The following is a 26,427-nucleotide window of genomic DNA, read 5'->3' as shown; positions in this document are numbered from 1 at the left end:
AATTTCACGCTGGCTCGCCCTAGCCCTCCGCCTCCAGTCGCGGCCCGTTCGTGCCTGCGTCATCTCACCGCTTGCGAAGTCTCCGCTGATTCATCAGGCGGTTTTGGATTCGTCTCGACTTTGCCCAGGCGAGGGTGCTTTTGCCCGGTGGGGACAAGAGAAGGCGACGGCTGATTGTTGACAAGGCCGGGCGCCAGGTTGTACATTGCTATTTGATAAGAAGAAGAATTGAGGAAAATACTATGGCAGATAAAGTCTATCCAATGACCGAAGCCGGCAAGGCGAAGTTGCAAGAGGAATTAGAGACCCTGAAGACCGTCAAGCGGCCCGAGGTCATCAACCGCATCAAGGTGGCCCGCGGCTTCGGCGACCTGTCCGAAAACTCGGAGTACGAGGCGGCCAAAGACGAGCAGTCCACGCTTGAGACCCGCATCGTGACCGTCGAGAACATGCTGCGTTACGCGCAGATCATCGACGCCAACGCGGTGGCGGCAGACGAGGTGTCCTTGGGCAAGTCCGTCAGCTTCGTTGAGGACGGCGACGACGAAGAGGAGACCTACGAGATCGTCGGGGCCGCTGAGGCGGACGCCTTCAACGGCAAAATCTCCAACGAAAGCCCGATCGCAGAGGGCCTGATCGGGCACAAGGTCGGCGACGTGGTCTCCATCCAGACCCCGGGCGGCGACATGACCGTCAAGATCACCAAGGTGCAGGGCTAACCGCACCGACCGAAGGACTCCGGCTTGCCGGGGCCTTTTTCGGTCTTAGGCCGGACGGCGCGGGGCACTTGGCTTGATATAATGGGGCCATAAGCCCCGCGCAACCGTGGGGGAGGAGGTAATCATGCATAGGCGATGGCAACTATTCTGGCTGATTGAGTGCGGCCTGTTAATTCTGCTGGGCTTTCAGACGGTGACCAACCCGTCGTCTTTGACGCCGCTTCTGGTCGGCAGCCTGGCCCTGGTGCTGGGGCTCAAGGGCCACTTCTGGCGCACCTTCTGGCTGACGCTCGGCGCGGTCCTGATTGTCGTGGCGGTGTTCTCCAACCCCACCGTGTGGGTGATCCTCTTCATCGGGCTGATCGGGCTACTCAGCGTTTTTTCCGGCAAGCAGCACGACCGCATCGTGCCGTGGGCCAAGAAGCAGTACGTCGCGGTGCGCGCCACCGAGTCCACGCTCAAGGGCGGCACGCGCAGGCGTCACCCGTGGTTCGGGGATGAGACGATTGGCCAAAACGTCTACGAGTGGGATGACATCAACCTGACCCTGGCGGCCGGCGACACCATCGTTGACCTCGGCAACACGCTTTTGCCTCAGGGCGACAGCACCATCGTGATTCGCAAGGGGTTCGGCAAGACCCGCGTGCTGGTGCCGGTCGGCGTCGGCATCCTGGTCGACCACAGCGCGGTGATGGGCGACTTGACCCTTGATGGCGTCGAGCTTTCGCTTCATAATGAGTGCGTGAAGCATTACAGCCAGGACTACGACACCGCGGCGCGCCGCGTGCACATCATCACCAACGTGCTGGTCGGCGACTTGGAGGTGCTATCCGTATGAAGCGTAACCGTTTATGGTGGCAGTTCCTGGTCACCTTGGTGCTCACCGGGGCGCTCGAGTTCGGCCTGGTGTACATGGTGGCGGTGCGGCTCAAGCGCGGCTACCTCGACCTGCTGATGACGTCGGTGTTCGCCGGGCCGCTTTTGGCCTACCTGATCTCCGGCGCGGTGCTGGTCGCGCTGGTCGTCAGCCTGTCCACTTACGGCATCGTGCGCTACCAGCACAACCAGCTCTCCCGCCGGCTGACGCAGCTTGCGGCCGGCCAGTACGAGGCGCCGGTCCTGGCCCGCACCGGCCAGGCGAACGCGGCGCTGGGCGCCGACGTGGCGACGCAGCTGGAGACCCTCCGGCAGAAAATGATCCGCCTGCAGCACGAGATCGAGCGCTACTCCAGCGCCCCGGTGATGGTGGGCGGCGAGACCAAGGAGGAGATTCTGACCGGCGAGCGCCACCGCCTGGCGCGCGAGCTGCACGACTCGGTGTCTCAGCAGCTGTTCGCGGCGATGATGATGCTGTCGGCGCTGCGCTCGGTGGTCACCCAGACGCGTCCGGAGGCTCCGGAGCTGCGGCAGATCACGACCATCGAAACCGTGATCAACGAGGCCCAGGCCGAGATGCGGGCGCTTTTGCTCCACCTGCGGCCGACCACGCTTGAGGGCAAGTCCCTGCGCGAGGGCATCATCGCCTTGCTCAAGGAGCTGCAGACCAAGATCAAGATTCAGATCACCTGGGAGCTGGCGGATGTTCACCTGTCCGCGGCGGTCGAGGACAACCTGTTTCGCATCGTCCAGGAACTGCTGAGCAACACGCTGCGCCACGCCAAGGCCCAGCACCTCGAGGTCTACCTGCGCCGCATCGACACGAACGTGATTCTGCGCGTCGTCGACGACGGGGTGGGCTTCGATCCGAAAACCGAAAACACGACCGGGAGCTACGGCCTGTCCAACATCACCGAGCGCGCCGCAAGCATTGGCGGCGCGGCCAAGGTGATCTCGTTTCCCAAGCAGGGCACAAGCGTCGAGATCCGGGTTCCACTATCAAAGGAAGTAGCGCATGATTAAAGTATTGATCGTAGACGACCACGAAATGGTTCGCCTGGGCATCTCCACCTACCTGGGCGTTTTGCCCGACCTCGAGGTGATCGGGGAGGCGACGGACGGCAAGGAGGGCCTCGACATGGCCCTCGACCTGCGCCCGGACGTGATCCTGATGGACCTCGTGATGCCGAACATGGACGGCATCGAGGCCACCCAGAAGATCCTCGCCGCCTGGCCCGAGGCCCGCATCATCATCCTGACCAGCTTCATCGACGACGAGAAGGTCTACCCCGCCATCGAGGCCGGCGCGGCCAGCTACATCCTGAAGACCGCGACCGCCGAGGAGATCGCCAACGCGATTCGCCAGACGGCCCAGGGCGAGTCTGTGCTCGAGCCGCAGGTCACCACCAAGATGATGAACCGCCTGACCCAAAAGGCTAAGCCGGAGCTGTACGACGACCTGACCAACCGCGAGCGCGAGGTGCTGATGCTGATCGCCAAGGGCAAGAGCAACCAGGAGATCGCCACGGAGCTGTTCATCACGCTCAAGACGGTCAAGACCCACGTCTCCAACATCCTGGCTAAGCTTGAGGTCGAAGACCGCACCCAGGCGGCCATCTACGCCTTCCAGCACGGCCTGGTCAAGAAGGACGCGGACTGAGGCCCGGGCTCCGGCTCGGGGCCGGGTCACGGCCTCCGGCTCCGGGCCGGCGCGGCGGAACGCGTGCGGCTCTCCTGAGCCCGAAGACCGGTCTCAGGACCCGCCGTTGCAGTCAATCGGCCAAACCCGCCGATTAACTGCAATTTCACGCTGGCTCGCGCCGGCCCGCCACCTCCAGCCGTGACCCGGCCGCGCCTCCGCCCTACATGGTGGGTTGCTTGCCCACCACGCAGCTTACATACGCTGATTCACTGGATTGGCTGCGTTGACGGCCAGCGCGCAAGGTCGGTCGTCACGATAAGAAAGCTCCCGCCGCGTTCGCGTTCGCACATTGTGTGCGAACGCGAACGCGGCGGGAGCTTTGTCGTCTCGATTTTTGTCAGGGCTGCGGTGTCGGGCCCGCTTCGGGCTCGGCGCGCCGGCGCCACCGGCGAGGCTGCGCGTGGCGGCCCACCGGCGAGAGCGTCAGCACCAGGGCGAACACCAGCAGCGCCAACGCGCTGACGGCGACGCCGACCCACAGGTACGGCGGGGTGTAGGTCATGGCGATGCGGTGGGTGCCGGCGGTCAGCGGCACGGCGATGAACAGGCCGAGCGCCGTCTGGGCGGTGACGCGCTTGCCGTCGACCTTGACCGACCAGCCCGGGGCGTTGGGGATGCTGGTCATCAGCACCTGGCGTTTGGCGACGGTAGCGGTGGCGCTCAGTCTGCGGTCGCCCAGGCGCAGGTTGTGCCAGGCGCCGCGCTTCAGGCCGGTCAGCGCGGTCGTGACCTTGCTTTGGTCGAGGCGGTAGAGCTGAACGTCGCCGAAGTCGGCCGAGTCCTTGTTGAGCGTGAAGGTCAGCGTGGTCGACTTGCCGGGCTCGCTGGGCGTGACGTTCAAGAGCTCCTTGTCGCGGAAGGTGTCGTAGATCGGCACCGCGCGGCCGTCCTGGGTCAGGCTGACCAGGCCGTCGGTGAAGTTCGCGCCGATCTGCAGGTAGTACGGGTCGGTGGTGGGGGCGGTGAAGGTGTAGGCCACCGTCTTGGTTTTGGCAATCGGCTTCTTGGTGAACACCGCGCCGGTCTGCGTGACGCCGATCAGGTGCGGCGCTGCCAGGGCCACCGGCGTGAAGTAGGTGTCGGCGGTTTGACCGAGCAGGCCGTTGAGCAGGCGCTCCTGGTTGAGCACCGGGGCGTTTTCGGTCAGCTTGGTGGTCAGGATGTCGGCGCTGGCGGCAAAACCAAGCCCCAGCGCGTAGGGGTTCTCGTACAGGGACAGCGCCGTTGTGTGGCCGGCCTCGTCGTAGCGCAGCAGGTCCGGGCGCGCGGAGACCTGAGGCAAAAAGGCGGTGCTGGTGCCGTCGAGGTTCGGCGACACGAAGCCGCGCAGGTCCAAGAAGGCGTCGGTGATCACGGTGCCGGCGGTGTAGGCCACGAAGCCGTCCCCGGCGGACTGGCCGATGGCGCCGAAGAAGGTCGGCACCGCGGGCTCGAACATCGAGTTGAACTGGTCGGTGCCCATGTAGCCGACCTGCATCGCGTCGTTCTTGGTTCGCAGCACCGTTTTGCCGATGCGATCCGCCGTGCCGATGCGCCGCTGCAGCTTGGTGATGCCACCGCGCAGGGCCTCGGTGTAGGTGTGGTAGTCCGAGTGGCTGATGTAGCTGAGCTGATTGAGCGTCACCACGGCGTTGGCGCCGGCGTTGACCACCAACAGCGTGCAGGCCAGCAGGGGAAACCAGGGCCGAGCGTCGTCGCGGATCGCCATCAGCACGATGGCGGCGGCGAACATCAGGGTCGTCAGCACAATCTGGCTGGTCGACAGGTACGGGTAGTCGTCGGCCTTGAAGAAGACGAACGCGCACAGCGCGCCGGTGCCGGCCAGCGCCCCGAGCAGCTGAATGAGGCTGGGCCCGTTGGGACGGGCCGCAAGCTCGCGCCAGGCAATCTGCAGCATCCAAAAGACGATGACGAACGAGAAGCGGTAGGGGTACCAGACCGGAAACTGCATCCCGTGCCACAGCAGGTCCAGCGGCTCGAACATCACCGACAGGCCGAGAAACAGGGTCCACGCCCCGGCGGCCAGCCGCTCCTGCCAGCGGATGCGCCGGTCGAAGAAGTACAGGCCAAAGGCAATCAGCACCAGCCCCGCCAGGAAGATGTTGGCCTCGCCGCTGGGCATCTGGTCAAAGGAAAAGGAGCCGGCAAACAGCTTGCCCAACAGCTTGATGGGGTCGGACTCAAAGCGCCAGTGAATCTTGGTGACGGTGTAGGTGCCCTTGCTCTGCGCCAGCTGAAACAGTGTCGGCAAGAGCACCCCGGCGGCCAACCCGCCGGCCAGAAGCGAGCCGGTGGCGAAGCGCCAGAGGCTGCCCCAAAGCCTGCGCCCGGTCTGGCCGGCCGCCACGACGGCGAAGCCGAAGTAGCCGATCAGAAACAGGCAGATCATGTAGCCCATGTAGTAGTTGGCGATGATCGCCACCGCCAGCCACGCGGCATAGGCCAGCACGCGCCCGCGCGCCACCAGCCGGTCGAGGCCAAGCGCAATCAGCGGCAGGAACACCGCGGCGTCCAACCACATCAGGTTGAGCTGGTTCGCCAGCATCCACCCGGACAGCGCGTAGGTGGTGGCCAGCCCGATCAACCAGCCGCCGCGCGCGTCGCGGCCGCGCAGGTACCAGCCCGCGGCCAGCCCGCACGCCGCGTACTTGGTCAGGGTCATCGCGGTGATGGCCAGATCCAGCGCCGTTTTGGGGAACAGGAGGATCACCACGTTGAAGGGGCTGAGCAGGTAGTAGGCGAACACGCCGAACATGTCGCCGCCCAGGTCCTTGCTGAAGGCGTAGAACAGCTGCCCGGGATGCCCCAGCACGGTCTGGCGCCACAGGCTGTAAAAATCGATGTACTGCTGGCCCATGTCGACGGTCATGACGCTGCTGTTGCCGAAGGGGTAGACCTTGGTTGCGGCGAAGTAGACCGCCATGATGAGGGCCGGCACCAGCGCGGCGAACCACAGCGCGTGGCGGTTGACGAAGCGAATCAGGCGCATGAATTCCTCCAAGAAACGTTAAAGTTCTTCAGTAAAGAAGCCAAAAGTGTTACTCATAGTCTAACATACTGGGTGAGCCGTGGCGTTTGAACCCAATTTTTGCTACACTCGAAGCAGACACTTAAAGGGGATCTGATCTTGAAATACATCCGGACGCCAAAACCCAAGCGCGAGCGCTCACACATTCCGTTTCGCCTGAACCTGCTGTTCTTTTTCGTGTTCGTCCTCTTCGCGGCCCTGGTCGCGCAGTTGGCGTACCTGCAGATCATGAACGGCGAGAAGTTCCGCGCCACGGTCGATAGCACCGGCTCCGCCACGGTCACCGGCACGGTGCCGCGCGGTGAGATCTTCGACAGCCTGGGCCGGCCGCTGGTCACCAACGAGCCGAACTCCGCCATCACCTATACCAAGGGCGTCGGCATCACGTCCGAGCAGATGCGCGCGGTCGCCGACCGCCTCGCCGGCTACATCACCGTCACCGTCGACGGGATGCTCGACGGCGATTACGCCGACTACTACCTGGCCGACCCGGAGACCTCTAAGGCCGTGATCGCCAAGCTGCCGGCCGCGATGCAAAAAAACGGCGTGAAGCCCGCCGTCCTTTACCAGGCCGAGCGCGAGTACGCCAAGTCGCACCTGCCGACCTACACCAGCAAGCAGCGCCAGGCCGCTTTTATCTACAAGAAGCTCAACGGGGCCGGTCAGCTGACCACCGTGTTCATCAAGGACCAAGACGTCACCACCAAGGAGGTCGCGACGGTCGGCGAGCACCTGACGCTGATGTCCGGCGTCAACCTCGGCACCAACTGGACCCGCAGCTACCCCAACGGCAGCTCGATGGCCGGCATCATCGGCACCGTATCGAGTGAAAAGGCCGGGCTGCCCGAGGAGACCATCAACGCCTACCTCGCCAACGGTTACGCCCGCAACGACCGCGTCGGCACCTCGTACCTGGAAAAGGCCTACGAAAACGTGCTGCGCGGCGCCAAGTCCCGCACCAAGGTGGAAATCGGCAACGACAACTCGATCATCGACCAGGTCCAGCAGTTCAAGGGGGCACAGGGGGACAACCTCAACCTGACCATCGACTCCCAGTACCAGGCCAAGGTCCAGACCGCGTTGACCAAGACCTTCGCGGCCGCCATCAAGTCCGGCAAGGCCCAGTACGCCGACGGGGCCTACGCGGTGGCCATCAACCCCAACACCGGGGCGATCCTGGCCATCGCCGGTCGCGCCCACAACACCAAGACCGGCAAGGTGACGGACGACTCGCTGGGCGTGATCAACCGCGCCTTCACCATGGGGTCCGTCGCCAAGCCCGCGATGGTGCTCGGGGCGCTTCAGGACGGCGTCATCACCACCACCGACAACACCCAGTCCGATGTGCCGATCTACCTGCCGGGCACCGGGGTCAAGAAGTCCGACTACGCGGCCGGGACCTTCGGCAGCCTGACCGCGGCCAAGGCGCTGGCGGTGTCCTCGAACATCTACATGATGCGCCTGGCGATGAAGGAGGGGCACGCCAAGTACGTACCGAAGAAGCTGTTCGGCATGGACGACGACATTTTCCAGAAGATGCGCTACTACTTCTCCCAGTTCGGGCTGGGTCAAAAAACCGGCATCGACCTGCCCGGCGAGGTCACCGGGGTCGCCGGTGCCACCATCAACCCCGACACCGGCCTGACCGCGTACGGCTCGGCGCTGGACTTTTCCTTCGGTAACTTCGACACCTACACGCTGATCCAGGAGGCCCAGTACGTCTCGGCCGTGGCCAACAACGGCTACCGCCTCAAGCCTTACGTGGTCAAGAGCATCAGCAAGACCCTGAGCAACGGCCAGGCCGGGCCGATCGTCTCGACCACCACGCCGACCGTGCTGAGCAAGGTCAAAAACACGCAGGCCCAGCTGAACCTGGTCAAGCAGGGGATGTGGGAAGTGGTCCACGGCACCTCCGGCTGGTCCACGGGTATGGCGCTCAAGCCGCTGAACCCGGGCGTCGCCGGCAAGACCGGGACCGCGCAGTCCTTCGCGCACGTCGACCCGGACAACATGAACTCCAAGATGGTCGAGACCATCACCCAGAGCTTCATCGGCTTCGCCCCGGCGAAGAACCCGCAGATTGCCATCGCGGTGGTGGTCCCGAACCTCTCCGAGCAGACCAGCTACGCGATTGAGATCGCCAAGCAGATGTTCTCCGATTACTACAGCCTCTACAAGGTCGCCAAGCTCAAGGACTACAACGAGACCCAGGCCACCATCAACGGCTAAGTGGGCCGCGTGTCTGGAATGCCGGGCTCCGGCGCGGACTGGCCACGACTTCCGGCTCCGGGCCGAGGCGGCGGAACGCGTGGGGCTCCCCTGAGCCCAAAGTGCGGTCTCAGGACCCGCCCTTGCAGTAAGCGAGCAAAGTTCGCTCGCTAACTGCAATTTCACGCTGGCTCGCCTCGGCCCTCCGCCTCCAGTCGTGGCCGGTCCGCGCCTCCGCCCTACACAGTGGTCAGCGGGTGCTTGGGTAGTTGCTTGCGCAATCTGAGGTAGTATCGATAAATCATGATAAGTCCGACCTTAGAAGCGGGTTTACTTCTGGGGTCGGACTTATTTCGTCCTAGCCAATGACACTTTTGCAGGCCGTCGATTGGGACGATTACTCGGGTCAGAATTGACTCGCTCATTGGGCAAGTAATGAGTGAATTGCTGTCTCACTGCGAAATCTGTGGTAACAAGTGTCGCGATGCGAGCGTCAGTGTACCTCTGGACGCTATTAGTAAGGAGCCGCCATGTTTTCTTCTCTCGGAACGAATGCAAACCGCTGAGTAGGGCGGAGGTACGAACGGGCCACGACTGAAGGCGGAGGGCCGGGGTGAGCCAGCGTGAAATTGCAGTTAGTCGGCGGGTTGGGCCGACTTACTGCAAGGGCGGGTCGCAAGACCGGGCTTTGGGCTTGCGGGAGCCCCACGCGTTCCGCCACCCCGGCCCGGAGCCGGAAGTCGTGGCCCGTTCGTGCCGGAGCCCGGACTTTTCAGCACAGTTAGGGCTGTCTACCGACCTAAGCCCGCGCTTCTCCGCCCTGGTTCGTCGGGCTCCGCAAGGCGACGCGAGGCCACATAGCGAGACCCGACACGCGAGGCCAAGTGCGCCTCACGCATCAGGTCACGCTATGTGTCTCGCTAAACCCGCCTTGCTCCGCCCTGGTTTACTAGGCAGCGCATTCAAAAAATGCTACACTGTAAGGGATAACTGGACTGACCAGTTGTAGGGGATAAGTTTTGGCTCCCGCTTGCGGGGGTGGCAGCGCCCCGTCCGGGTGACCGTGACGGGGCGTTGTGCGTGACTGTGATTGTCAAAGGAGGGTGCCATGCAGCGCACTTGGCGAAGATTAGACGACACACCGTTCGTGACCTACATTCTGCTTGGGGTGACGATTGCCGTGTTCCTGCTGGAGACGCTGGCCGGCGGCTCCACCAACAGCTTTGTGCTGCTGCGCTTCGGCGCGCGCTGGAACCCGCTGATTTACATCGGGCAGTGGTGGCGGCTGATCACGCCGATGTTCGTGCACATCGGCGTCACGCACATCGTGGTCAACGCGGTGTCGCTGTTTTACCTCGGCTCGATCACCGAGCGAATCTTCGGCCACTGGCGCTACCTGGTGATCTACCTGGTGTCGGGCATCGCCGGCAACGTCGCGAGCTTCGTGTTCAACGCCGACGGCCTGGCCGCCGGCGCGTCGACCGCGATTTTTGGGCTGATGGGCGCCTTCCTGATGCTCGGGGACACCTACCGGCACAACCCGGTGATCACGCAGCTGTCGCGGCAGTTCATGCTGTTGGCGGCGATGAACCTGGTGTTCAACCTGTTCTCAAGCGGCGTGGACATCTTCGGGCACATCGGCGGCCTGGTCGGCGGCGTGCTGATCGCCTTTGCGGTCGGCGCCCCGCAGCTTGGCCCGACGCCCACCAGCCGCCGCGTGATCGGCGGGGTGGTGCTCGCCGCGGCGCTGGTGTTGCTGCTCGGTGTGGGGTTCGGCTATGCATGACGAGATGAAGACCTACTACGACGTCCTGCAGCTGCTCAAGCGCTACGGCACCTACATCCACGTGGGCAAGCGGCTCTGGGACATGGAGCTTGCCGCCGTGGAGGTCGACCGGCTGCACGAGACCGGCCTGATTGACGACAAGCTGTACGCAACGGCCAAAATCGTGCTGCGCCACGCGCACGAGCAGGAGCTGAAACACCCCTTAATTCAACCTGACGGAGGAAAAACTGATGACTGACAAGAAGCTGATCGGCGTAGACTTGGGCGGGACGACCTGCAAGTTCGCCATTTTAACCGCGGAGGGCGAGATTCAGCAGCGCTGGAGCATCGACACCAACATTTTGGACGAGGGGCGCCACATCATCCCCGACATCATCGAATCCATTAACGACCACCTGAAGCTGTACAACATGAAGCCGGAAGACTTCAACGGCATCGGCATGGGCACGCCGGGCACGGTCGACACGGAGGCCGGCACGGTCATCGGCGCCTACAACCTGAACTGGAAAACGCTCCAACACCCGAAGCGCGACATCGAGGCCGCAACCGGGATTCCGTTCAGCATCGACAACGACGTCAACGTGGCGGCGATGGGCGAGCAGTGGAAGGGCGCCGGCGACAAGTCCAAGAACGTGACGCTGGTGGCCCTCGGCACCGGCATCGGCGGCGGCATCATCGCCGACGGCCTGTTGCTGCACGGGACGGCCGGCTCCGCCGGTGAGATCGGCCACGTGACCGTCGATCCGGACGGCTACATGTGCACCTGCGGCAAGAAAGGCTGCCTTGAGACCGTGGCCAGCGCCACCGGCGTCGTGCGCGTGGCGCGCGACATGGCCGAGGAGTACGCGGGCGACTCCACGCTCAAGCAAATCCTCGACAACGGCGACGACATCTCGTCCAAGATCGTGTTCGACTGCGCCCAGGAAGGCGACAAGCTGGCACTGATGATTGTGGACAAGGTGGCCTTCTACCTGGGTCTTGGCCTGGGCAACCTGGGCAACATGCTCAACCCGGAGTACATTCTGATCGGCGGCGGCGTCAGCGCGGCCGGCGACTTCCTGCTCTCCCGGGTCAACCAGTACTTCCAGTCCTTCGTCTTCCCGAACGTGCGCAACACGACGCACCTGCGGCTGGCGACCTTGGGCAACACGGCTGGCGTCATCGGAGCGGCCAGCTTGGCACGTTAATACGTAATTAAGGGGCGATCTTGTGATTCAATTTCTGGTTATTTTACTGGGTGCGGGGCTCATTGTCTGGGCCGCATCATGGGGCATCGGGGCCTTCCAGAAGTCGCGGCTGAAGTCCGTCGGCGGGGAGCTTGCACCCGAGGAATTCGAAAAAACGATGCGCAAGGCGCAGATCATCGACCTGCGCGAGAAGAAGGACTTCGACGCCGGCCACGTGCTCGGCGCGCGCAACCTGCCGTACACGGTCCTGAAGACCCGCATGGGCGAGCTGCGCAAGGACCTGCCGGTGTACATGTACGACCTGACCGGCCAGATGTCCGTTCGCGCGGCCACGCGGATGAAGAAGGCCGGCTTCACGCAGCTGTTCTTCCTCAAGGGCGGCTACGACAACTGGTCCGGCAAGACCAAGGCCAAGAAGATTTCAGAGTAAGCAAAAACGCCGACCGCGATGGTCGGCGTTTTTGGTTGGGGCTTAGCCCATGTGTGCGCCGTGGCGCTTGCGGTTGGCCTTGCGGCGGTTCGCGTTGATCTCCTCGACCTTGTCTTCGACCGGTTCGATGTAGGATTTCTTGAAGGCAACAACGCTGCCGGCAACGGCGCCGGCGGTTGCGATGACCCCGAACAAGAAGCCCGTGATGAATTTGTGCTTCATAAAGATCCCTCTTTTCATTCCTGCGGCAATCCGCGGGTTTGGTAGAACTTAGGTGCCACATTCAGTATACTAGAAGCTGGTGATGAAATGAACTATGAGACAGTGAAACCCCAAATTTTGATCATCGGCGGCCCCACCGCGACGGGCAAAAGCGCGCTGGCCGTCGCCGTGGCCAAGCGCTTTTCCGGCGAGGTGATCAACGGCGACGCCTACCAGATCTACACCGGCATGGACATCGGCACGGCCAAGGTCACGGCCGAAGAGATGGCCGGGGTGCCGCACCACCTGATCGACATCGTGGTTCCCGGCACACCGTTCTCCGCGGCCCAGTTTCAGGCCCGCGCGGCGGCCGCCATTCATGCGGTGCGGGCGCGCGGCCACCTGCCGATCGTGGTCGGCGGCACCGGCTTTTACCTCAACGCCCTTCGCCTGGGGCTGAACCTGGGTGGGGCGGCGCCGCCCGATGCCAGGCGCCAGGCGCTGCGCGAGGAGCTGGCCGCGCTTGGCCCGGAGGCGCTGCACGCACGACTTGCGGCGGTCGACCCCGCGGCGGCCGCCGCGATTCCCGTCGGCAACGCGCGGCGCGTGATGCGGGCGCTTGAGGTTGTGGCCTCGGGCCAGCTTTTTTCCGCGCAGGTTCAGCCAGAACCCGCCTACGACGCGCTGGTGCTCGGCCTGACCACCGAGCGCGCGGCGCTGTACGATCGGATCAACGCCCGCGTCGACGCGATGCTCGACGCGGGGCTGTTGGCCGAGGTGCGCCGGGTGCTTGATGCGGCCGGACCGGACGCCCAGGCGCTCAAGGCCATCGGCTACAAGGAGTTCGTGCCGTACCTGGAAGGGCGGGGCGACCTTGAAACGGCGGTGGCGGCGGTCAAACAGAACTCGCGGCGCTACGCCAAGCGGCAGCTCACGTATTTTCGCCACCAGATGCCGACGCACTGGTTCGACCTGGTGGCACACCCAGAGGAACTTAGAGACATCGAGGCGCTGGTCGCCTCGTGGCAGACAAAGGAGAACAAGCATTGAGTTGGAAAGATGAGTACGATCCCAAGCTGATTGCGCTGGTCGAGGACGTCGACCGGCAGATTGCGCCGCGGCTGGCGGAGATTGACGAGCAGATCATGGACAACCAGGCCAAGGTGCTGACGGCTTACCGCGACAACCACGTGGCGGAAAACAGCCTGCTGGGCACCACGGGCTACGGCGATGACGACATGGGCCGCGACACCCTGGAGGCCATCTACGCCCAGGTGCTAGGCGGCGAGGACGCGCTGGTGCGCCCGCAGTTCGTCTCCGGCACGCACACCATCGGCGTGGCCGAGCTCGGCCTGGTGCGGCCCGGCGACGAGCTGCTCTACATCACCGGCGAGCCCTACGACACGCTGCAGCAGGTGCTGGGCATGGCCGGCAACGGTATCGGCAGCGCCAAGGAGTACGGCATCAACTGCGATTACGTGCCGCTGAAGGCGGACGGGTCGGCCGACCTTGAGGCGATCAAGGCCCGCATCCGGCCGGAGACCAAGGTGGTCTGCATCCAGCGCTCGCGCGGCTACGCGACCCGCGACTCCTTCACCGTGGCCAAGATCAAGGAGATGGTCGACGCGGTGCGCGAAGTGGCGCCTGACATGTGGATTTTCGTCGACAACGCGTACGGCGAGTTCTCCGAGACCCTCGAGCCGCTGGACGTCGGCGCGGACCTGATGGCGGGCTCCCTGATCAAAAACGCCGGCGGTGGCATCGCCAAGACCGGCGGCTACATCGTCGGGCGCAAGGACCTAGTCGAGCGCGTGTCCTACCGCATGACCGTGCCGGGCATCGGCCCGGCGGAAGGGGCCACCGGCAGCAACCTGTTCGATATGTACGAGGGCTTCTTCCTCGCGCCTTCCGTCACCGGGAACGCGATCAAGGGCGCGATTTTTGAGGCCGCGCTGCTCGAGCGCCTCGGCCTCGCCGTGTCCCCGAAGTGGGACGCGCCGCGCACCGACCTGATCCAGACGGTCAACTTCGGCAACCCGACGGACATGGTTGCCTTCACCAAGGCCGTGCAGGAGAACTCGCCGGTCGACGCCTTCGTCACCCCGGAGCCGTCCGAGATGACCGGCTACGAGGACAAGGTGGTCATGGCCGCCGGCAACTTCGTGTCCGGCTCGACCATCGAATTCTCCGCCGACGGCCCGCTGCGTGAGCCTTACACCCTGTACATCCAGGGCGGGCTAACCTACGCGCACGTGCGCCTTGGCATCATCGGCGCGGCGCAGGCCACGTTCTTCAACAAGTAGCACGCACTCCCGGGCTGTGGCCCGGGAGTTTTTGCGTCGCGAAGGCCGCGGCAGCCACCTGACGTACCGCTGACCAGGGCACCGCGACCGGCATTGGTCTACGTAAATCCGAACGTTAAAAAGTCTGTCAGCTAATCTGACACACACCGTTGACAAGGGGGAGGGGCATTGGTAGACTGAACCGGTGATGAAGGGAGCCATGTCATGACCGAGATCAGCGATTTGCGCACCCGCCCCGTTCTGCCGATTGGTACAGTGATCGCCTTGACCGACCTGACCGCCCGCCAGATTCGGTACTACGAGGCGCAGGACTTGATTCACCCCGTTCGAAGCCAGGGGAACCACCGGCTGTATGCCCTGAACGACGTCGACGACCTGCTCGACATCCGCTCACAGCTCGCCGCCGGGTTCAGCCTGGCCGACATTCGGCGCCTCAAGCACCCGCGCCACGAGGCCGAGACCAGCGATTCGGCGGTGCGGCGGATGCTGCGCGACGAGCTGATGAACCAGGGCCGCCTGAACGCCGGCGGGAGCAACTTCCCGACGCAGGGCTTTGGCTTCCGCAACTAACCCACTTTTAGAAGGAGTCTTCAATCTGATGGCAAAAAAACAGATCACCGCTGAGATGATTCGCGAAAGCGTCGCGCAGGAGAACGTGCAGTTCCTGCGCCTGATGTTCACGGACATCAACGGCATCATCAAGAACGTCGAAGTGCCGGTCTCCCAGCTGGACAAGGTGCTGGCCAACAAAATGACCTTCGACGGCAGCTCGATCGACGGCTTCGTCCGCATCGAGGAAAGCGACATGCTCCTGTTCCCGGACCTGAACACCTGGCTGCTTTTCCCCTGGGAGAACGATCACGGCAAGATTGCCCGCCTGATCTGCAGCGTGCACGAGCCGGACGGCAGCCCGTTCGCCGGCGACCCGCGCAACAACCTGATCCGCATCGTCGCCGAGATGAAGGCCGCCGGCTACTCCGCCTTCAACATCGGCCCCGAGCCGGAATTCTTCCTCTTCAAGCTGAACGAGAAGGGCGAACCGTCGCTGCAGCTCAACGACAAGGGCTCCTACTTCGACTTCGCGCCGCTGGACATGGGCGAGAACTGCCGGCGCGACATTGTGCTGGAGCTTGAGAAAATGGGCTTTGAGGTCGAGGCGTCGCACCACGAGGTCGCGCCGGGCCAGCACGAGATCGACTTCAAGTACGCCGACGCCCTGAGCGCCGCCGACAACATCCAGACCTTCAAGCTGGTGGTCAAGACCATCGCCCGCAAGCACGGCCTGTACGCGACCTTCATGCCCAAGCCACTGCACGGCATCAACGGCTCGGGGATGCACATCAACATGAGCCTGTTCAAGGACGACGCCAACGTCTTCTACGATGAGCAGTCCGAAAGCGGCCTGTCCGCCGACGCGATGCATTTTCTGGCGGGGCTTTTGCTTCACGCCCGCGGGTTGACCGCCATCAACAACCCGACCGTGAACTCCTACAAGCGCCTGGTGCCGGGCTTCGAGGCGCCGGTGTACATCGCCTGGTCCGGCACCAACCGCAGCCCGCTGATCCGCGTGCCGAACGGCAAGGGCCTCTCCAAGCGCCTCGAGTTGCGCTCGGTCGACCCGACCGCCAACCCGTACCTGGCCATCGCCGCGATTCTCGAAAGCGGCCTGGACGGCATCAAGAACAAGCTGACGCCGGAGCAGGGCATCGACCGCAACATCTACCGGATGCAGGACGCTGAGCGCAAGGCCAACCACATTCAGGACCTGCCGTCGACGCTGCACAACGCGCTGAAGGCCCTGGAAGAGGACGCCGTGGTGAGAAAAGCGCTGGGTGAGCACCTGTACCAGTCCTTCAAAGACTCCAAGGACCTGGAATGGGCGGCCTACCGCCAAAGCGTCTCCGAGTGGGAACGCGATCAGTACCTCGAACTTTACTAACGGCCCAGTGGATTTTCCCAAAAGCCTGGACCCAGACCCGACCGGCGTGTGCTGGTCGGGTTTTTTATGGTTCGGGGGGACCAGACAGTGGTGGGCGGGCCCAAGCGGCCGCCGGCGAAGCGTGTGCCCGTGGCCGCGGCGCAGCGGACCGGCCGGACAAGCGCCGTGGGATGTGGTATGCTGTTGTCGCACAAGGAGGACGAACATGAACAGCGTAACCATTCTCGGCAGCATCAATGTCGACAGCATTCTGCACATTCCCGCCTTGCCCAAGCCGGGCGAGACGATTGCGATGACCGGCTTCGCCCAGGCCGCCGGCGGCAAGGGCGCCAACCAGGCGGTGGCCGCGGCGCGCTCGGGCGCTGCCGTGGCGTTCATCGGGGCCACGGGCGACGATGCCAACGCGGCCTTCATGCGCCGGCAGCTGGCGGACGCCGGCGTCGACCTGACGGCGGTGGCGACCATCGCCGGCCAGCAGACCGGCCAGGCCTACATTTTGCTGCAGGCCAGCGGGCAAAACTCGATTGTGATTCAGGCTGGCGCCAACGCGGATGTCGCGCCCGCACCCGCCGTGGCCGCGTACCGCAAGACGGCGTTCACGGTGGCGCAGTGCGAGACGCCCCTTAACACCACCCAGGCCGTTTTTGAACAGGCGCGCGCCCAAGGCTCCGTGACCGTGCTGAACCCGGCGCCCGCGCAGCCGCTGCCGGACGCACTGCTTGCGCTGTGCGACCTGATCGTGCCCAACGAGACGGAAAGCGCGAAGCTGAGCGGTATCACGACCGACACGGCCGCCGGGCTGGCCGCCAACGCCGCCTACTTCCACGCGCGCGGGGTGCGCGGCGTGATCATCACGCTGGGCGACCACGGCGCATACGTCGACCTGGACGGCCAGGCCTTCACCGTGCCGGCCTTCAAGGTCGCCGCCGTCGACACCACGGCGGCCGGCGACACCTTCATCGGCGCGCTGGTTGCCAGCCTCACGCCGGACCTCGCCAACCTGCGGGAAGCGGTCGAGTACGCGAGTGAGGCCTCGGCGCTGGCCGTCCAAAGCCTCGGTGCGCTGCCGTCGATTCCCACCCGCGCGGCCGTCGAGGCGGCGCTGGCGGTGGCGCATGGCTGACGCGGCCGCGGCCCTGTGGCAGCACCGCGCTGAGCACCACGGGTTTCACGCCGAGTGAGCACCAAGCGAGCGACGACACTGCTCGCCGGCCGACCAACCTCAAGCGGCGCCGCCCCCGATAGACCCAAAAACTGCCGCCTCGGTTACGCAACCGAAGCGGCAGTTTTGTATCTTACGGTTAGTCCTGCGTGCGCAGTGGCAGCGTCAGGAAGCTCTGGTCGAGGTCGACGTGGTAGTTGGTGACGGCAACCGGGCGGTGGGTCTGGGCCATGTCGGCACCGTGGATGATCAGCGCCAGGTGGCGGTCGGCCGGCAGGGTCAGGTGCGTCGGCTGCAGCTCGAAGTCGATGTCGAACGGCTCACCCGGCACCACCGGCACGTTTTCGTACGCGTTGTGCTGGTTTTGCACGTTCGCGTGGCCGAAGGTGATCAGCTTGCTGGCGGTCGGGGCGACCTTAGCGAACTCCAGGATGTTGGTCGCCTTGTAGTCGTAGCCGAGCTTGTAGCCGGCGCCTTCGACCAGCTTGGCGGTGGCGCCGAAGCGCTGGGCCTCGCCGGCGTCGACCAGGCGCACGGAGAGAATCGCGGTCGGCTGGTCGATCCACAGGCGCAGGTGGATGTGCGGGGTGCCCTCAAGCGTCACGGTGTCGGCAAAATGGGGCAGGTCCAGCCACAGACGGCTGGTGTTGTAGAAGCTGTCCGGCTTCACGATCTCGAGCTCGTAGGAGTCCGAGGTCTCGTGGTGCGCGTTGAACGTCTGCGTCGCGGTGTCGGCGAAGCTGGCGCGGTCGGCGGTGAAGTCCTCGGCGAGGTTCAGCGTCTTTTCGGTGTGGCCGGCGCCCGCGCCGAAGTCCTCGTACGCGTGCCAAGTTTGCTCCTCGACGTTGTCTTGAACCAGGACGTTCGGCAGCAGCTCCGGCGCGCCGTTTTGCACGTCCAGCAGCTCGTAGGACAGCCACAGGTTCATCATGTCGGTGAAGTCCAGGGACAGGATGTTGTTGACGTAGACGTGCTGGCCTTGGTGCAAAATCAACTTCTTGTTGATTGGCAGGTCGCGCAGGCCGTCCCAGAGCTTGATCACGTTCTTGGGCTTGACGTTCCAGTCGTTGAGGCCGTGGGTCGACACGACGTCGCAGGTGATGTTGGCCAGGTCGTTGCGGTAGTTGCGCGCGTCCCACCAGGCGGTGTAGTCGCCGGTGGTGCGGTCCTGGTCCCGGGTGATGGCGGCCAGCGCCTTGTCCCAGGTCGGCTTCATCTTCAGGTAGTCGCCGGTGTTCTTCTGGCGCGAGTAGGTGTCGACGGCCAGGACGTCGGCGTCCTCGCCCTGGAAGCCGCCCGGCGCAACCACCAGGCCGTTTTCACGGTAGTAGTCGTACCAGCTGGAGATCGCGGACTCGGAGATGACGGTCTTGAGGCCTTCGACGCCGGACGTGGCGGCAGCCACGGCCAGGGTGCCGAGGTAGGACTTGCCGGTCATCGCGACCTTGCCGTTGCTCCACCAGGCCTTGATCTCAATGTTGTCGGTGCGGTTGGTGAACGCGCGGCGGGCGCCGGTCAGCCACTCGATCACGGCGACGGCGCTGGCCGTTTCGCCGGGGCCGCCGGTTTCGCGGACACCATCGGAGCCGCGGGTGCCGATGCCGGCGGAGTAGACGGTGGCGAACCCGCGGGCCAGGAAGTAGTCGTTCAGCGGGTAGATGCCGTCCTCGTCGCCGTAGACCTCGGCCGTCTGGCGCTCGCCCTTGACCTCGCGGTGTGGCAGTGCCGGCTGCGGCTCCGGCTTGGCCGTGACCTCCTCAAGCGTCCGCGAGTGGGTCTTGACCGCCACCGCGTCGCTCGGCTTGTGGGTGATCCAGTCCACGTCGTTGGTGCCGTGGAAGTAGGGGTTGGCGGTGAAGAGCACCGGCACGCGGAGCCCGGCGTCGGTTTCAAGCGGGCGGAAAATCGTCGCCTCGAGCAGATCGCGCTGCCCGTCGCCGTCGGTGTCGAGGTCGGATTCGATCCAGACCACCTCGCGGTGAATGCGGCGCGGATCGAACACGTTTTGCGCCTTGCCGTTGAAGAACAGGAACCGCGGCGTGTCGCCCTGGAAGTCCTTGAAAAAGCCGCGGGTGGCCAGCGCGTCCAGGTAGTTGACCAGGTGCTTGGTGCGGGTGGTCAACAGCAGGTACAGGGCGGCGAGAAACTGCTGCGGCGTGGCGATGTCTTCATCGACCACCGGCAGCTTGGTGGCGGCGGCGAAGCTCAGCGGGTCCTCGAGCTTGAAGTCGGTGAGACCCTCAAAACCCAGCAGCTGAAGCGCCGCGGCGTAGAACTCCTGGCGCGTGATGACGGTCAGACCGGGCTGCAGCAGGTCCAGCAAGGTGCGGTGGTCGTCGATGGCGATCCCGGAAAGCTGTTGCGCCTTGGTGGTCGCCGTGCGGGCCTCAGGGAAAAGCAGGGCGAAGTCGGTGCGCGCCAGCTTCGCAAGGCCGAGCGCCGGGTCCGTGGCGAAGCCGAGGTTCTGAAGTTCCTGCAGCTGCGTCGCGGCATCCGGCGTCAGGCGTGCGAACTGATTAAGTTTCAATGAGATCACTCCTATGTCTTATAATGATTCAAGTGTAAACAAGTCGGCCGCGCCTTTCAAGCGTTGACTCTCCTGAGTCCTATCCTTATAATAATTAAGTTCGATTAGGTGCCAGTAGCTCAGTCGGATAGAGCAATGGTCTTCTAAACCATCGGTCGCGGGTTCGAATCCCGCCTGGCACACTTGTAAGCCCGCAGCCCGGGCTTTTTTTGTTCAAAAACGGTGACACCCGGCCGCTTGTGCGGCGGCCAGATTGGCCAAATCCGGGCATGGCGAGTATGGTAGGACGTAAAGTGAGAAAGGTGGACCCACAATGAGCGAAGACCAGACGGTAAGGCTTGTGCACAAGGAGGTGCCGGGCGTCAGCGAGCGCCAGATTGGCACCGTTTTGACCATGATGGACGCGGGCAACACGGTGCCGTTTATCGCGCGCTACCGCAAGGAGGCCACCGGCAGCCTCGACGAGGTGCAGCTGGAGGCGATTGCCGAAGCGGCCCAGCACGTTGAGGCGTTGACCGCGCGCAAGGCGACGGTGGGCAAGGCAATCGAGGCGCAGGGCAAGCTGACGCCGGGGCTGAGCGCGAAGCTGGCCGCGGCGGAGACCTTGCAGGACGTCGAGGACCTCTACCTGCCTTACAAGCAAAAACGCCAGACGCTGGCGGCCAAGGCCCAGGCGGCGGGGCTCTTGCCGCTTGCCCAGTGGATCAGAAGCTTCCCGGCCGGCGCGCTTGAGCGCACCGCGCACCGCTACGTCGGCCGCGGCGTGCCGGATGTCGCGGCGGCCCTGGCCGGCGCCCACGAGATTCTCGCGGAGGCCTTCAGCGAGGACGCCGCCATTCGCAACTTCGCCCGGCGCACGACCGCGCGCCGCGGGATGCTGGAATCCGCCGTGAGGCCCAAGGCGGAGGCCGAAGACCAGCTCGGCACCTACCGCCACTACTACGACTTCAAGGCGCCGCTGCGCCAGATCAGCGCGACGCAGACGCTGGCCATCAACCGCGGGGAAAAGGAGAAAATCCTGACCGTGAAGGTGACCGTGGATCCGGCCGAAATCCTGAACTTCTGCCGTTTCCGCCTGCTGGGTAAGCGGCCCAAGTCGCCGGCGACGGCGTTCATCGCCGCCGCGTACGAGGACGGCTACAAGCGCTTCGTCGCCCGGGCCATCGCACGGGAGGCGCGGGCCAACCTGACCGAGGCCGCCGCTACCCGCTCGATTCAGGTGTTCGGCCAAAACCTGTACAACCTGCTGATGCAGGCACCGCTGCGCGGGCGCGTGGTGCTCGGGTTCGACCCGGCGTACCGCACCGGCTGCAAGCTCGCGGTGGTGGACCCGAGCGGCAAGCTGCTGGACGTGGCGGTGATCTACCCGCACAAGCCAGCCAGCGAGGCCAAGCGCCACGCCGCGGCCGGTGAGCTGCGCGCGCTGATTGCGCGCTACGGCGTCGACACCATCGCCATCGGCAACGGCACGGCCAGCCGCGAGTCCGAGCAGTTCGTCGCCTCGGTCCTGCGCGAGCTGGAGCGGCCGGTCGATTACGTCATCGTTAACGAGGCCGGCGCGTCCGTTTACTCGGCCAGCGCCGCGGCGCGCGCCGAGTTCCCGCAACTGCACGTCGAGCAGCGCAGCGCCATCAGCATCGCCCGGCGCCTGCAGGATCCTTTGGCCGAGCAGGTCAAGATCGACCCGACCGCGGTTGGCGTCGGCCAGTACCAGCACGATTTGCCGGAAAAGGACCTCGCGACCGCCGTCGATGTGGTGGTCGAGCGCGCCGTCAATCGCGTCGGCGTGAACCTGAACACCGCAAGCGCCGCGCTGTTGACCCGCATCTCGGGGCTGTCGGCCACGGTCGCGGGCAACATCGTGACCTACCGCGAGGCCAACGGGCGCTTTTCGAGTCGCGCCGCGCTCAAAAAGGTGCCGCGCCTGGGCCCCAAGGCCTTCGAGCAGGCGGTCGGCTTCCTGCGCATCGTCGACGGCCGCGAGCCGCTGGACAACACCGACATCCACCCCGAAAGCTATCCGGCGGCCAAGCGCATCCTGGCCACCGCCGGGGTCGCGGCCACGGCGCTCGCCACGCCGGCCGCCAAGCAGGCGCTGGCCGCCGTCGACCTGGCGCCGCTGATCGCAACGGGGCTTGGCGCCGCGACCGCCCAAGACATTGTGTCAAGCCTAGAGCACCCCGGCCGCGACGAGCGCGACGGCATGCCAGCGCCGCTGTTGCGCCGCGATGTCACCACGCTGGCTGACCTCAAGCCCGGCATGGAGCTGTCCGGCACCGTGCGCAACGTCGTGGACTTCGGCGCCTTCGTCGACATCGGCGTCAAGCACGACGGGCTGGTGCACCGCACGCAGATGGTGGCGGGGGAAAACCGCGACCCGTACCGCATGGTGGCGGTGGGCGAGATCGTGACCGTCTGGGTGAAGGCCGTCGACCCTGACCGCGAGCGCATCCAGCTGACTATGATCGACCCGAGCAAGCGGGCCGGCCGCTGAGCCGAGCCCGGGTTGGCGCCCGGTCTGGCCAACCTCAGCGTTTGGCCCGGGCCGCCTCGCCCCCCGGCTCGCTCGACCTCGAATCCTGATTCGACTAGCCGCGACGCCTGATGCGACGTGCCACGACCCCGGGTTCGACCAGCCTCGGCGTCTGACGCGACTGGCCTTGGTGCCCGCTGCGATTGGGCGCATTCGCCTGGCACCGGCACCGATCCGCCGTCGCGGCTTGGGTCTGGCCACGTGTGGTATCATGGAGTCAACACGAAGGAGGGCGGGCGAATGACGGAATCGCTGAACGACTTTATCAAGACCAAGGCGCTCGGGGTGCCGACGCTGCATCCCGACGAGAAGCGCGCGTTTCTGGGCAACTTCCGGGAGCGCGTCGCCATGGCGGTGACCATCCGCCAGCTCCACGACCCGCGCATCGTCGCGCTGCTGGATTCCGTTTTGGCCCGCTACCCCGGCTACCGGGTGTACCTGAACGGGCGGATGACGCCCGCGATGATCAACGCCTACATGAAGCAGGCGCTCGCGCACGATTACCCGTTCACCGTGATGGCGCAAACGGGGATGCGGGTGCAGCGCGACGCCTCCGCCGACGACTTCGGCTGGGTGCTCGCGCATCCGACGGAGAAAATCAGCCGCCCGATTCTGATCTGACAAAGGAGACCCAATGAACGAAGAACTTGCACGCGTCAAGGCGCAGATCCAGGACCTGCGCAACAGCCTGCTGGCCGGGAAGGTGTTCACCAAGCTGCCGGCCGCTTTGGCCGACATCATGAACGGGGTGCGGCGCAGCCAGCCGACGCCTTTGATCCTGCCGAGCGACGACGTCCGCGCGCTGGCGCGGATTCACACCATCGGCATGCGCATCAAAAACAGCAAGCATCCGGATGTTTCAGACGACGAGCTGCGCTTTTTGCTCGACCACCTCGCGTCACGCAACCCCGCGGTGCGCGACAAGGGGGTCTTCTTCCTGATCTCCGACCTGTTCCAGGCCGACGCGTTCACGCAGCCGCAGGTTGAGTGGCTGTTCCACCAGCTGCAGGGGCCGGAGCTCATGTTCTCCCACATTCTGGAACCGGAGAACTCCGGCGTGTTCGCCCGCAGCTTCTCGGTGATGCTGCTGTCGGGGCTGGTGTACGCCGACCAGAACCGCTACCACGCGCTGAGCCAGGCCGACTACCGGCTGCTGCTGTTGAACCTGGTCAGCTACGTGGCGCTCGAGCAGGACGGCCGCGGCTTCGTCGAGGGCGCCGGCTGGGCCCACGCCTACACCCACATCGGCAACTTGGCCGACGAGCTCACCGCGGTGCCCGTGTTGACCCGCGGGGAAAAGGTGCTGCTGATGGCCGCGGTGTTCGAGGGCTGGCAGCGCAACACCTACTCGCTGGCGTTCGGCGAGGATCAGCGCGTCGCCGGCTACCTGGTCAACCTGGCGGCCAAGCACCAGTTCTTCGCCGAGTCGCAGGTACTGTGCCTGACCGCCTGGCAGGCCCGGCTGAAGGACCTGCGCCCGCAGGATTCCGTGGCCTTTTGGAACCGCTGGTACAACCGCAGCCGGCTGCTCGAGGCGCTGTTGATGCGCGCCGACCTGCCCAAGGTGGTCGTGGATTATCTGCAGAAAATCATCGACTTGTACTGAATCGGACCAAGGGAGCGGCCGCGTCGACCAAGACGCGGCCGCTTTTGTTCGCTTTTTTTTCACAAACTGCTGGCACCGGGGTGAGGATTACAGATATTTTTCGTGAGACCAACGCATCAGGTTCGCCATCTGGAAGAGGAGACCCGGGACGGCGTTAACACAACAAAATAAATAAATGGCGGTGCACCGGCGGAATAAGGGCTGTCATGATAAGGCTGATGAGTCTTCCGGGAGTGGTAAGCGCTCCTGCCATGATATTCACATTTGTTCAAATTAATAACAATAATTATCAGGGTTTGTTAAATCAATAACAAATGAGGAAAAGTAGTCAGGAAGAATAACTTTCAGTATAATATAAACCCTGGATTATTCACCTCGGTATTTGGGACATGAAATCGCATCTGGCCGGTCTGAAAGCAACGTTTGGAGCGTTGCGAATACTGACTGAGCGGAGAAGTTGGTGATCGATGCACCACGAACAGACCGACCCAGTTTTCGGCTCGACGCACGACCTATTCAGTTATTCAGTTCAGGTCGCCAACTGATGGACTTCGTCCATGAGCCGACTAAACCAGTTCTTGTAAACATAGTTAGAAGCAAGATGAATCACCACACGACGGGCGTGCCAAGTAATCCTACCGGCGATGTGAAAGAGACTGAACCGTAGCGAGGAGATGGTTGAACGACGGTCTTCCGAGACAAAGAGCTGTTTAAAGAGCTGAACCAGGTTATAGGCAATACCGGTGATCAAGGCTCGTGCAGTGTTCCGTGCAAAAGTTGAGCTGTCTGTTTTGTCAAAGCCAAACCCGCATTTCAGCTCCTTAATTTGGTTCTCAGCATTGCCCCGCTGTCTATAGGTCTTGAACAAAGTCTCTGGAGCCTCGGAGGCCAGGCTGGTCACTACGAATGCGTGGTTCCAGGGAACTAGCTCATCTGCCGTATGAGTAGAACATACGATAACACGGTGAGCTTTACCCCATGACGCGGCCTGATACTTGAATTCGTGGTAGACGCATTTGCTCTCTTCATATTTTGGAGGGCAATCCACTAAGGCCGTTTCTGCCAGCTTCCCAAGCTTTGAATTTGCCTTGAGTCGAACCAAAAAGTCGACGCCATGTGTGTCGCACATCTCGTAAAATTTTGGCGCAGCAAACCCCGAATCGCCTCGAATGATGACGCTGGTGCTTTGAGGGAGCGCCGATAGGCGCGAAAAAGTTGTCTCGACGAACTTATCGGCTTCCTTGCCGGTGTACTCATTGCCAGGGCGCATCAAGGCGTCTAAGAGCAACCCGGACTCTTGATCAAATACAACCTGAGGGTGATATCCATAGGCCATATAGTGAGCGTTGAAGGCGGACCGTTCTTGATTACCGAAAGTATCACAATGCGTTGAGTCTATATCCAGCACGAAGCGGGATTGACCACTAAGACGGAAAGCCAAGGCGGCTACTTGCCAGATAAGCTTCCGAAAGTCATCTAGGTCGGCGTCTTCAAGGCGCTTGAAAAACCGTGAAAGTGAGGGCTGTGAGACTAGCCGAGAGCTACCCAAGGTGGCCGCCAGTACGGGATCACGTTGCCAGTCATTGGCACTACTGTCATGTAAATACCCGGCAACGTCGAGCAACAATTTTTCCAAGAAGATGTCGATCATCGAGGCCTTCCAGAATCGTCGTTGGTCTGGTAACTTGAGGCACTGATTGGCAAGTTGCCTAAAGTTGATACGATGAAGAAACTCTTGGAACAAAACGAGCCCGGCGTCATTTGAAAGTTGACCGCCGTCGGCGGTCACAGTCACATTGGTATTGCATTGCAGGGATAAGCTGGTTAAAGTTGAGATGGTGTGAAGCCTCGCTTTCGTGATGGTTTTTGTCGACTCAACCTTAGCATATAGGCGCACCCAATGGGTGAAACACCAAAGCAGCGCAGTCCCGTGTGAATCATGGGATTGCGCTGCTTTTTTGAAATTCTATGAATAATCCAGGTTTATATTTGATGAAATGGTGGATTGGGTGTGCCATCCACATTTTCGTAGTATATTCAGAAACGCCGTTGCGTAAGTGTCTCTACCTTGTGTTCGGGCAATCTGGTTGTATTTAGTACCCCCCTGTTAGAGTACTGGGGGTATGGGCGGCCGGCTGACGCCGACCGCCCTTTGCTCGCGCTTGCGCCTTTCGCGCTGCACGGCGCGCGCGGCAAAGTGGTGAGATAGAAACGGCAATC

Annotated in this window: 21 protein-coding genes and 1 tRNA gene; 18 read left to right on the top strand and 4 right to left on the bottom strand. The window is 63.5% G+C overall.

The window, feature by feature from the left end:
- Positions 1-242: 242 nt before the first annotated feature.
- The 4 genes from greA (at position 243) to LE416_RS06280 (ending at position 3,255) form a co-directional block, all read left to right on the top strand.
- The gene (greA, locus tag LE416_RS06295) at positions 243-719 is read left to right on the top strand and encodes a transcription elongation factor GreA (protein ID WP_225047614.1); all 477 of its coding nucleotides are present in this window, start codon (positions 243-245) and stop codon (positions 717-719) included.
- Between the two features lie 124 nt (positions 720-843).
- A complete protein-coding gene (liaF, locus tag LE416_RS06290; protein ID WP_225047613.1) occupies positions 844-1,557 on the top strand; it encodes a cell wall-active antibiotics response protein LiaF in 714 nt (237 codons plus the stop codon).
- Positions 1,554-2,618: a sensor histidine kinase gene (locus LE416_RS06285; RefSeq protein WP_225047612.1), complete on the top strand. Its 1,065-nt coding sequence runs from the start codon at positions 1,554-1,556 to the stop codon at positions 2,616-2,618. Before liaF ends, LE416_RS06285 begins: the two co-directional genes overlap by 4 nt.
- Positions 2,611-3,255 carry a response regulator gene (locus tag LE416_RS06280; RefSeq protein WP_225047611.1) on the top strand — a complete coding sequence of 215 codons (645 nt, stop codon included), beginning with the start codon at positions 2,611-2,613 and terminating at the stop codon, positions 3,253-3,255. Before LE416_RS06285 ends, LE416_RS06280 begins: the two co-directional genes overlap by 8 nt.
- 379 nt (positions 3,256-3,634) lie before the next feature.
- Here the strand turns inward: LE416_RS06280 and LE416_RS06275 are convergent, their stop codons facing one another.
- Positions 3,635-6,286: a YfhO family protein gene (locus LE416_RS06275; protein ID WP_225047610.1), complete on the bottom strand. Its 2,652-nt coding sequence runs from the start codon at positions 6,284-6,286 to the stop codon at positions 3,635-3,637.
- A 138-nt stretch (positions 6,287-6,424) separates the two neighbouring features.
- On the opposite strand from LE416_RS06275, the gene LE416_RS06270 reads away from it, so the two are divergent.
- The 5 genes from LE416_RS06270 (at position 6,425) to LE416_RS06250 (ending at position 11,936) form a co-directional block, all read left to right on the top strand.
- Positions 6,425-8,554: a peptidoglycan D,D-transpeptidase FtsI family protein gene (locus tag LE416_RS06270; protein ID WP_225047609.1), complete on the top strand. Its 2,130-nt coding sequence runs from the start codon at positions 6,425-6,427 to the stop codon at positions 8,552-8,554.
- A 1,087-nt stretch (positions 8,555-9,641) separates the two neighbouring features.
- Positions 9,642-10,319 (top strand): rhomboid family intramembrane serine protease, encoded by a 678-nt coding sequence (locus LE416_RS06265; protein ID WP_225047608.1) that lies wholly within the window; start codon positions 9,642-9,644, stop codon positions 10,317-10,319.
- A 4-nt stretch (positions 10,320-10,323) separates the two neighbouring features.
- Entirely contained in the window at positions 10,324-10,557 is a 234-nt protein-coding gene (locus tag LE416_RS06260) for a YqgQ family protein (RefSeq protein WP_225047847.1), read from the top strand.
- Positions 10,550-11,506 carry an ROK family glucokinase gene (locus LE416_RS06255; RefSeq protein ID WP_225047607.1) on the top strand — a complete coding sequence of 319 codons (957 nt, stop codon included), beginning with the start codon at positions 10,550-10,552 and terminating at the stop codon, positions 11,504-11,506. The genes LE416_RS06260 and LE416_RS06255 overlap by 8 nt, the downstream gene beginning before the upstream one ends.
- A gap of 85 nt (positions 11,507-11,591) precedes the next feature.
- On the top strand, positions 11,592-11,936 hold the full coding sequence (locus tag LE416_RS06250; RefSeq protein ID WP_420844379.1) for a rhodanese-like domain-containing protein: 345 nt from the start codon (positions 11,592-11,594) through the stop codon (positions 11,934-11,936).
- A gap of 42 nt (positions 11,937-11,978) precedes the next feature.
- Here the strand turns inward: LE416_RS06250 and LE416_RS06245 are convergent, their stop codons facing one another.
- Positions 11,979-12,158: a DUF3042 family protein gene (locus tag LE416_RS06245; RefSeq protein ID WP_225047605.1), complete on the bottom strand. Its 180-nt coding sequence runs from the start codon at positions 12,156-12,158 to the stop codon at positions 11,979-11,981.
- Between the two features lie 87 nt (positions 12,159-12,245).
- Between LE416_RS06245 and miaA the strand changes: the two genes are divergently transcribed.
- The 5 genes from miaA to rbsK all read left to right on the top strand — a co-directional run bounded on the left by miaA (position 12,246) and on the right by rbsK (position 17,502).
- Positions 12,246-13,187 carry a tRNA (adenosine(37)-N6)-dimethylallyltransferase MiaA gene (gene miaA / locus LE416_RS06240; protein WP_225047604.1) on the top strand — a complete coding sequence of 314 codons (942 nt, stop codon included), beginning with the start codon at positions 12,246-12,248 and terminating at the stop codon, positions 13,185-13,187.
- Complete coding sequence (locus LE416_RS06235) at positions 13,184-14,440, top strand: methionine gamma-lyase family protein (protein ID WP_225047603.1); 1,257 nt, start codon at positions 13,184-13,186, stop codon at positions 14,438-14,440. The genes miaA and LE416_RS06235 overlap by 4 nt, the downstream gene beginning before the upstream one ends.
- A gap of 204 nt (positions 14,441-14,644) precedes the next feature.
- A complete protein-coding gene (locus LE416_RS06230; protein ID WP_225047602.1) occupies positions 14,645-15,010 on the top strand; it encodes a MerR family transcriptional regulator in 366 nt (121 codons plus the stop codon).
- Between the two features lie 28 nt (positions 15,011-15,038).
- Positions 15,039-16,379 (top strand): type I glutamate--ammonia ligase, encoded by a 1,341-nt coding sequence (glnA, locus tag LE416_RS06225; RefSeq protein ID WP_225047601.1) that lies wholly within the window; start codon positions 15,039-15,041, stop codon positions 16,377-16,379.
- 205 nt (positions 16,380-16,584) lie between these two features.
- Positions 16,585-17,502 (top strand): ribokinase, encoded by a 918-nt coding sequence (rbsK, locus tag LE416_RS06220; protein ID WP_225047600.1) that lies wholly within the window; start codon positions 16,585-16,587, stop codon positions 17,500-17,502.
- A gap of 178 nt (positions 17,503-17,680) precedes the next feature.
- Here rbsK and LE416_RS06215 read toward each other — a convergent pair whose 3' ends face one another.
- Positions 17,681-20,068 carry a Xaa-Pro dipeptidyl-peptidase gene (locus LE416_RS06215; protein ID WP_225047599.1) on the bottom strand — a complete coding sequence of 796 codons (2,388 nt, stop codon included), beginning with the start codon at positions 20,066-20,068 and terminating at the stop codon, positions 17,681-17,683.
- 108 nt (positions 20,069-20,176) lie between these two features.
- Between LE416_RS06215 and LE416_RS06210 the strand changes: the two genes are divergently transcribed.
- The 4 genes from LE416_RS06210 to LE416_RS06195 all read left to right on the top strand — a co-directional run bounded on the left by LE416_RS06210 (position 20,177) and on the right by LE416_RS06195 (position 24,207).
- A tRNA-Arg gene (locus tag LE416_RS06210) sits at positions 20,177-20,250 on the top strand.
- A gap of 131 nt (positions 20,251-20,381) precedes the next feature.
- A complete protein-coding gene (locus LE416_RS06205) occupies positions 20,382-22,562 on the top strand; it encodes a helix-hairpin-helix domain-containing protein (RefSeq protein ID WP_225047598.1) in 2,181 nt (726 codons plus the stop codon).
- 279 nt (positions 22,563-22,841) lie between these two features.
- Positions 22,842-23,222 carry a DUF1694 domain-containing protein gene (locus LE416_RS06200; protein ID WP_225047597.1) on the top strand — a complete coding sequence of 127 codons (381 nt, stop codon included), beginning with the start codon at positions 22,842-22,844 and terminating at the stop codon, positions 23,220-23,222.
- 13 nt (positions 23,223-23,235) lie between these two features.
- Positions 23,236-24,207, top strand: a complete 972-nt coding sequence (locus LE416_RS06195; protein ID WP_225047596.1) for a DUF2785 domain-containing protein — start codon at positions 23,236-23,238, stop codon at positions 24,205-24,207.
- 529 nt (positions 24,208-24,736) lie between these two features.
- Here LE416_RS06195 and LE416_RS06190 read toward each other — a convergent pair.
- Positions 24,737-26,002 (bottom strand): IS1380 family transposase, encoded by a 1,266-nt coding sequence (locus LE416_RS06190; RefSeq protein ID WP_476737495.1) that lies wholly within the window; start codon positions 26,000-26,002, stop codon positions 24,737-24,739.
- Positions 26,003-26,427 lie beyond the last annotated feature (425 nt).

Origin of the sequence: Lacticaseibacillus kribbianus, from assembly GCF_020180945.1 — a bacterium.
GTDB classification, from domain to species: Bacteria; Bacillota; Bacilli; order Lactobacillales; family Lactobacillaceae; genus Lacticaseibacillus; species Lacticaseibacillus kribbianus.
Note: the sequence above shows the minus strand (reverse complement) of the source record. Positions and strands in the feature narration are given on the sequence as shown.

Coding starts and splice junctions, on each gene's coding strand:
- LE416_RS06260 (WP_225047847.1), top strand. CDS start 10,324: ATGAAGACCTACTACGACGTCCTGCAGCTGCTCAAGCGCTACGGCACC.
- LE416_RS06280 (WP_225047611.1), top strand. CDS start 2,611: ATGATTAAAGTATTGATCGTAGACGACCACGAAATGGTTCGCCTGGGC.
- greA (WP_225047614.1), top strand. CDS start 243: ATGGCAGATAAAGTCTATCCAATGACCGAAGCCGGCAAGGCGAAGTTG.
- LE416_RS06230 (WP_225047602.1), top strand. CDS start 14,645: ATGACCGAGATCAGCGATTTGCGCACCCGCCCCGTTCTGCCGATTGGT.
- LE416_RS06245 (WP_225047605.1), bottom strand. CDS start 12,158: ATGAAGCACAAATTCATCACGGGCTTCTTGTTCGGGGTCATCGCAACC.
- glnA (WP_225047601.1), top strand. CDS start 15,039: ATGGCAAAAAAACAGATCACCGCTGAGATGATTCGCGAAAGCGTCGCG.
- LE416_RS06255 (WP_225047607.1), top strand. CDS start 10,550: ATGACTGACAAGAAGCTGATCGGCGTAGACTTGGGCGGGACGACCTGC.
- miaA (WP_225047604.1), top strand. CDS start 12,246: ATGAACTATGAGACAGTGAAACCCCAAATTTTGATCATCGGCGGCCCC.
- LE416_RS06205 (WP_225047598.1), top strand. CDS start 20,382: ATGAGCGAAGACCAGACGGTAAGGCTTGTGCACAAGGAGGTGCCGGGC.
- rbsK (WP_225047600.1), top strand. CDS start 16,585: ATGAACAGCGTAACCATTCTCGGCAGCATCAATGTCGACAGCATTCTG.
- LE416_RS06195 (WP_225047596.1), top strand. CDS start 23,236: ATGAACGAAGAACTTGCACGCGTCAAGGCGCAGATCCAGGACCTGCGC.
- liaF (WP_225047613.1), top strand. CDS start 844: ATGCATAGGCGATGGCAACTATTCTGGCTGATTGAGTGCGGCCTGTTA.
- LE416_RS06265 (WP_225047608.1), top strand. CDS start 9,642: ATGCAGCGCACTTGGCGAAGATTAGACGACACACCGTTCGTGACCTAC.
- LE416_RS06285 (WP_225047612.1), top strand. CDS start 1,554: ATGAAGCGTAACCGTTTATGGTGGCAGTTCCTGGTCACCTTGGTGCTC.
- LE416_RS06200 (WP_225047597.1), top strand. CDS start 22,842: ATGACGGAATCGCTGAACGACTTTATCAAGACCAAGGCGCTCGGGGTG.
- LE416_RS06275 (WP_225047610.1), bottom strand. CDS start 6,286: ATGCGCCTGATTCGCTTCGTCAACCGCCACGCGCTGTGGTTCGCCGCG.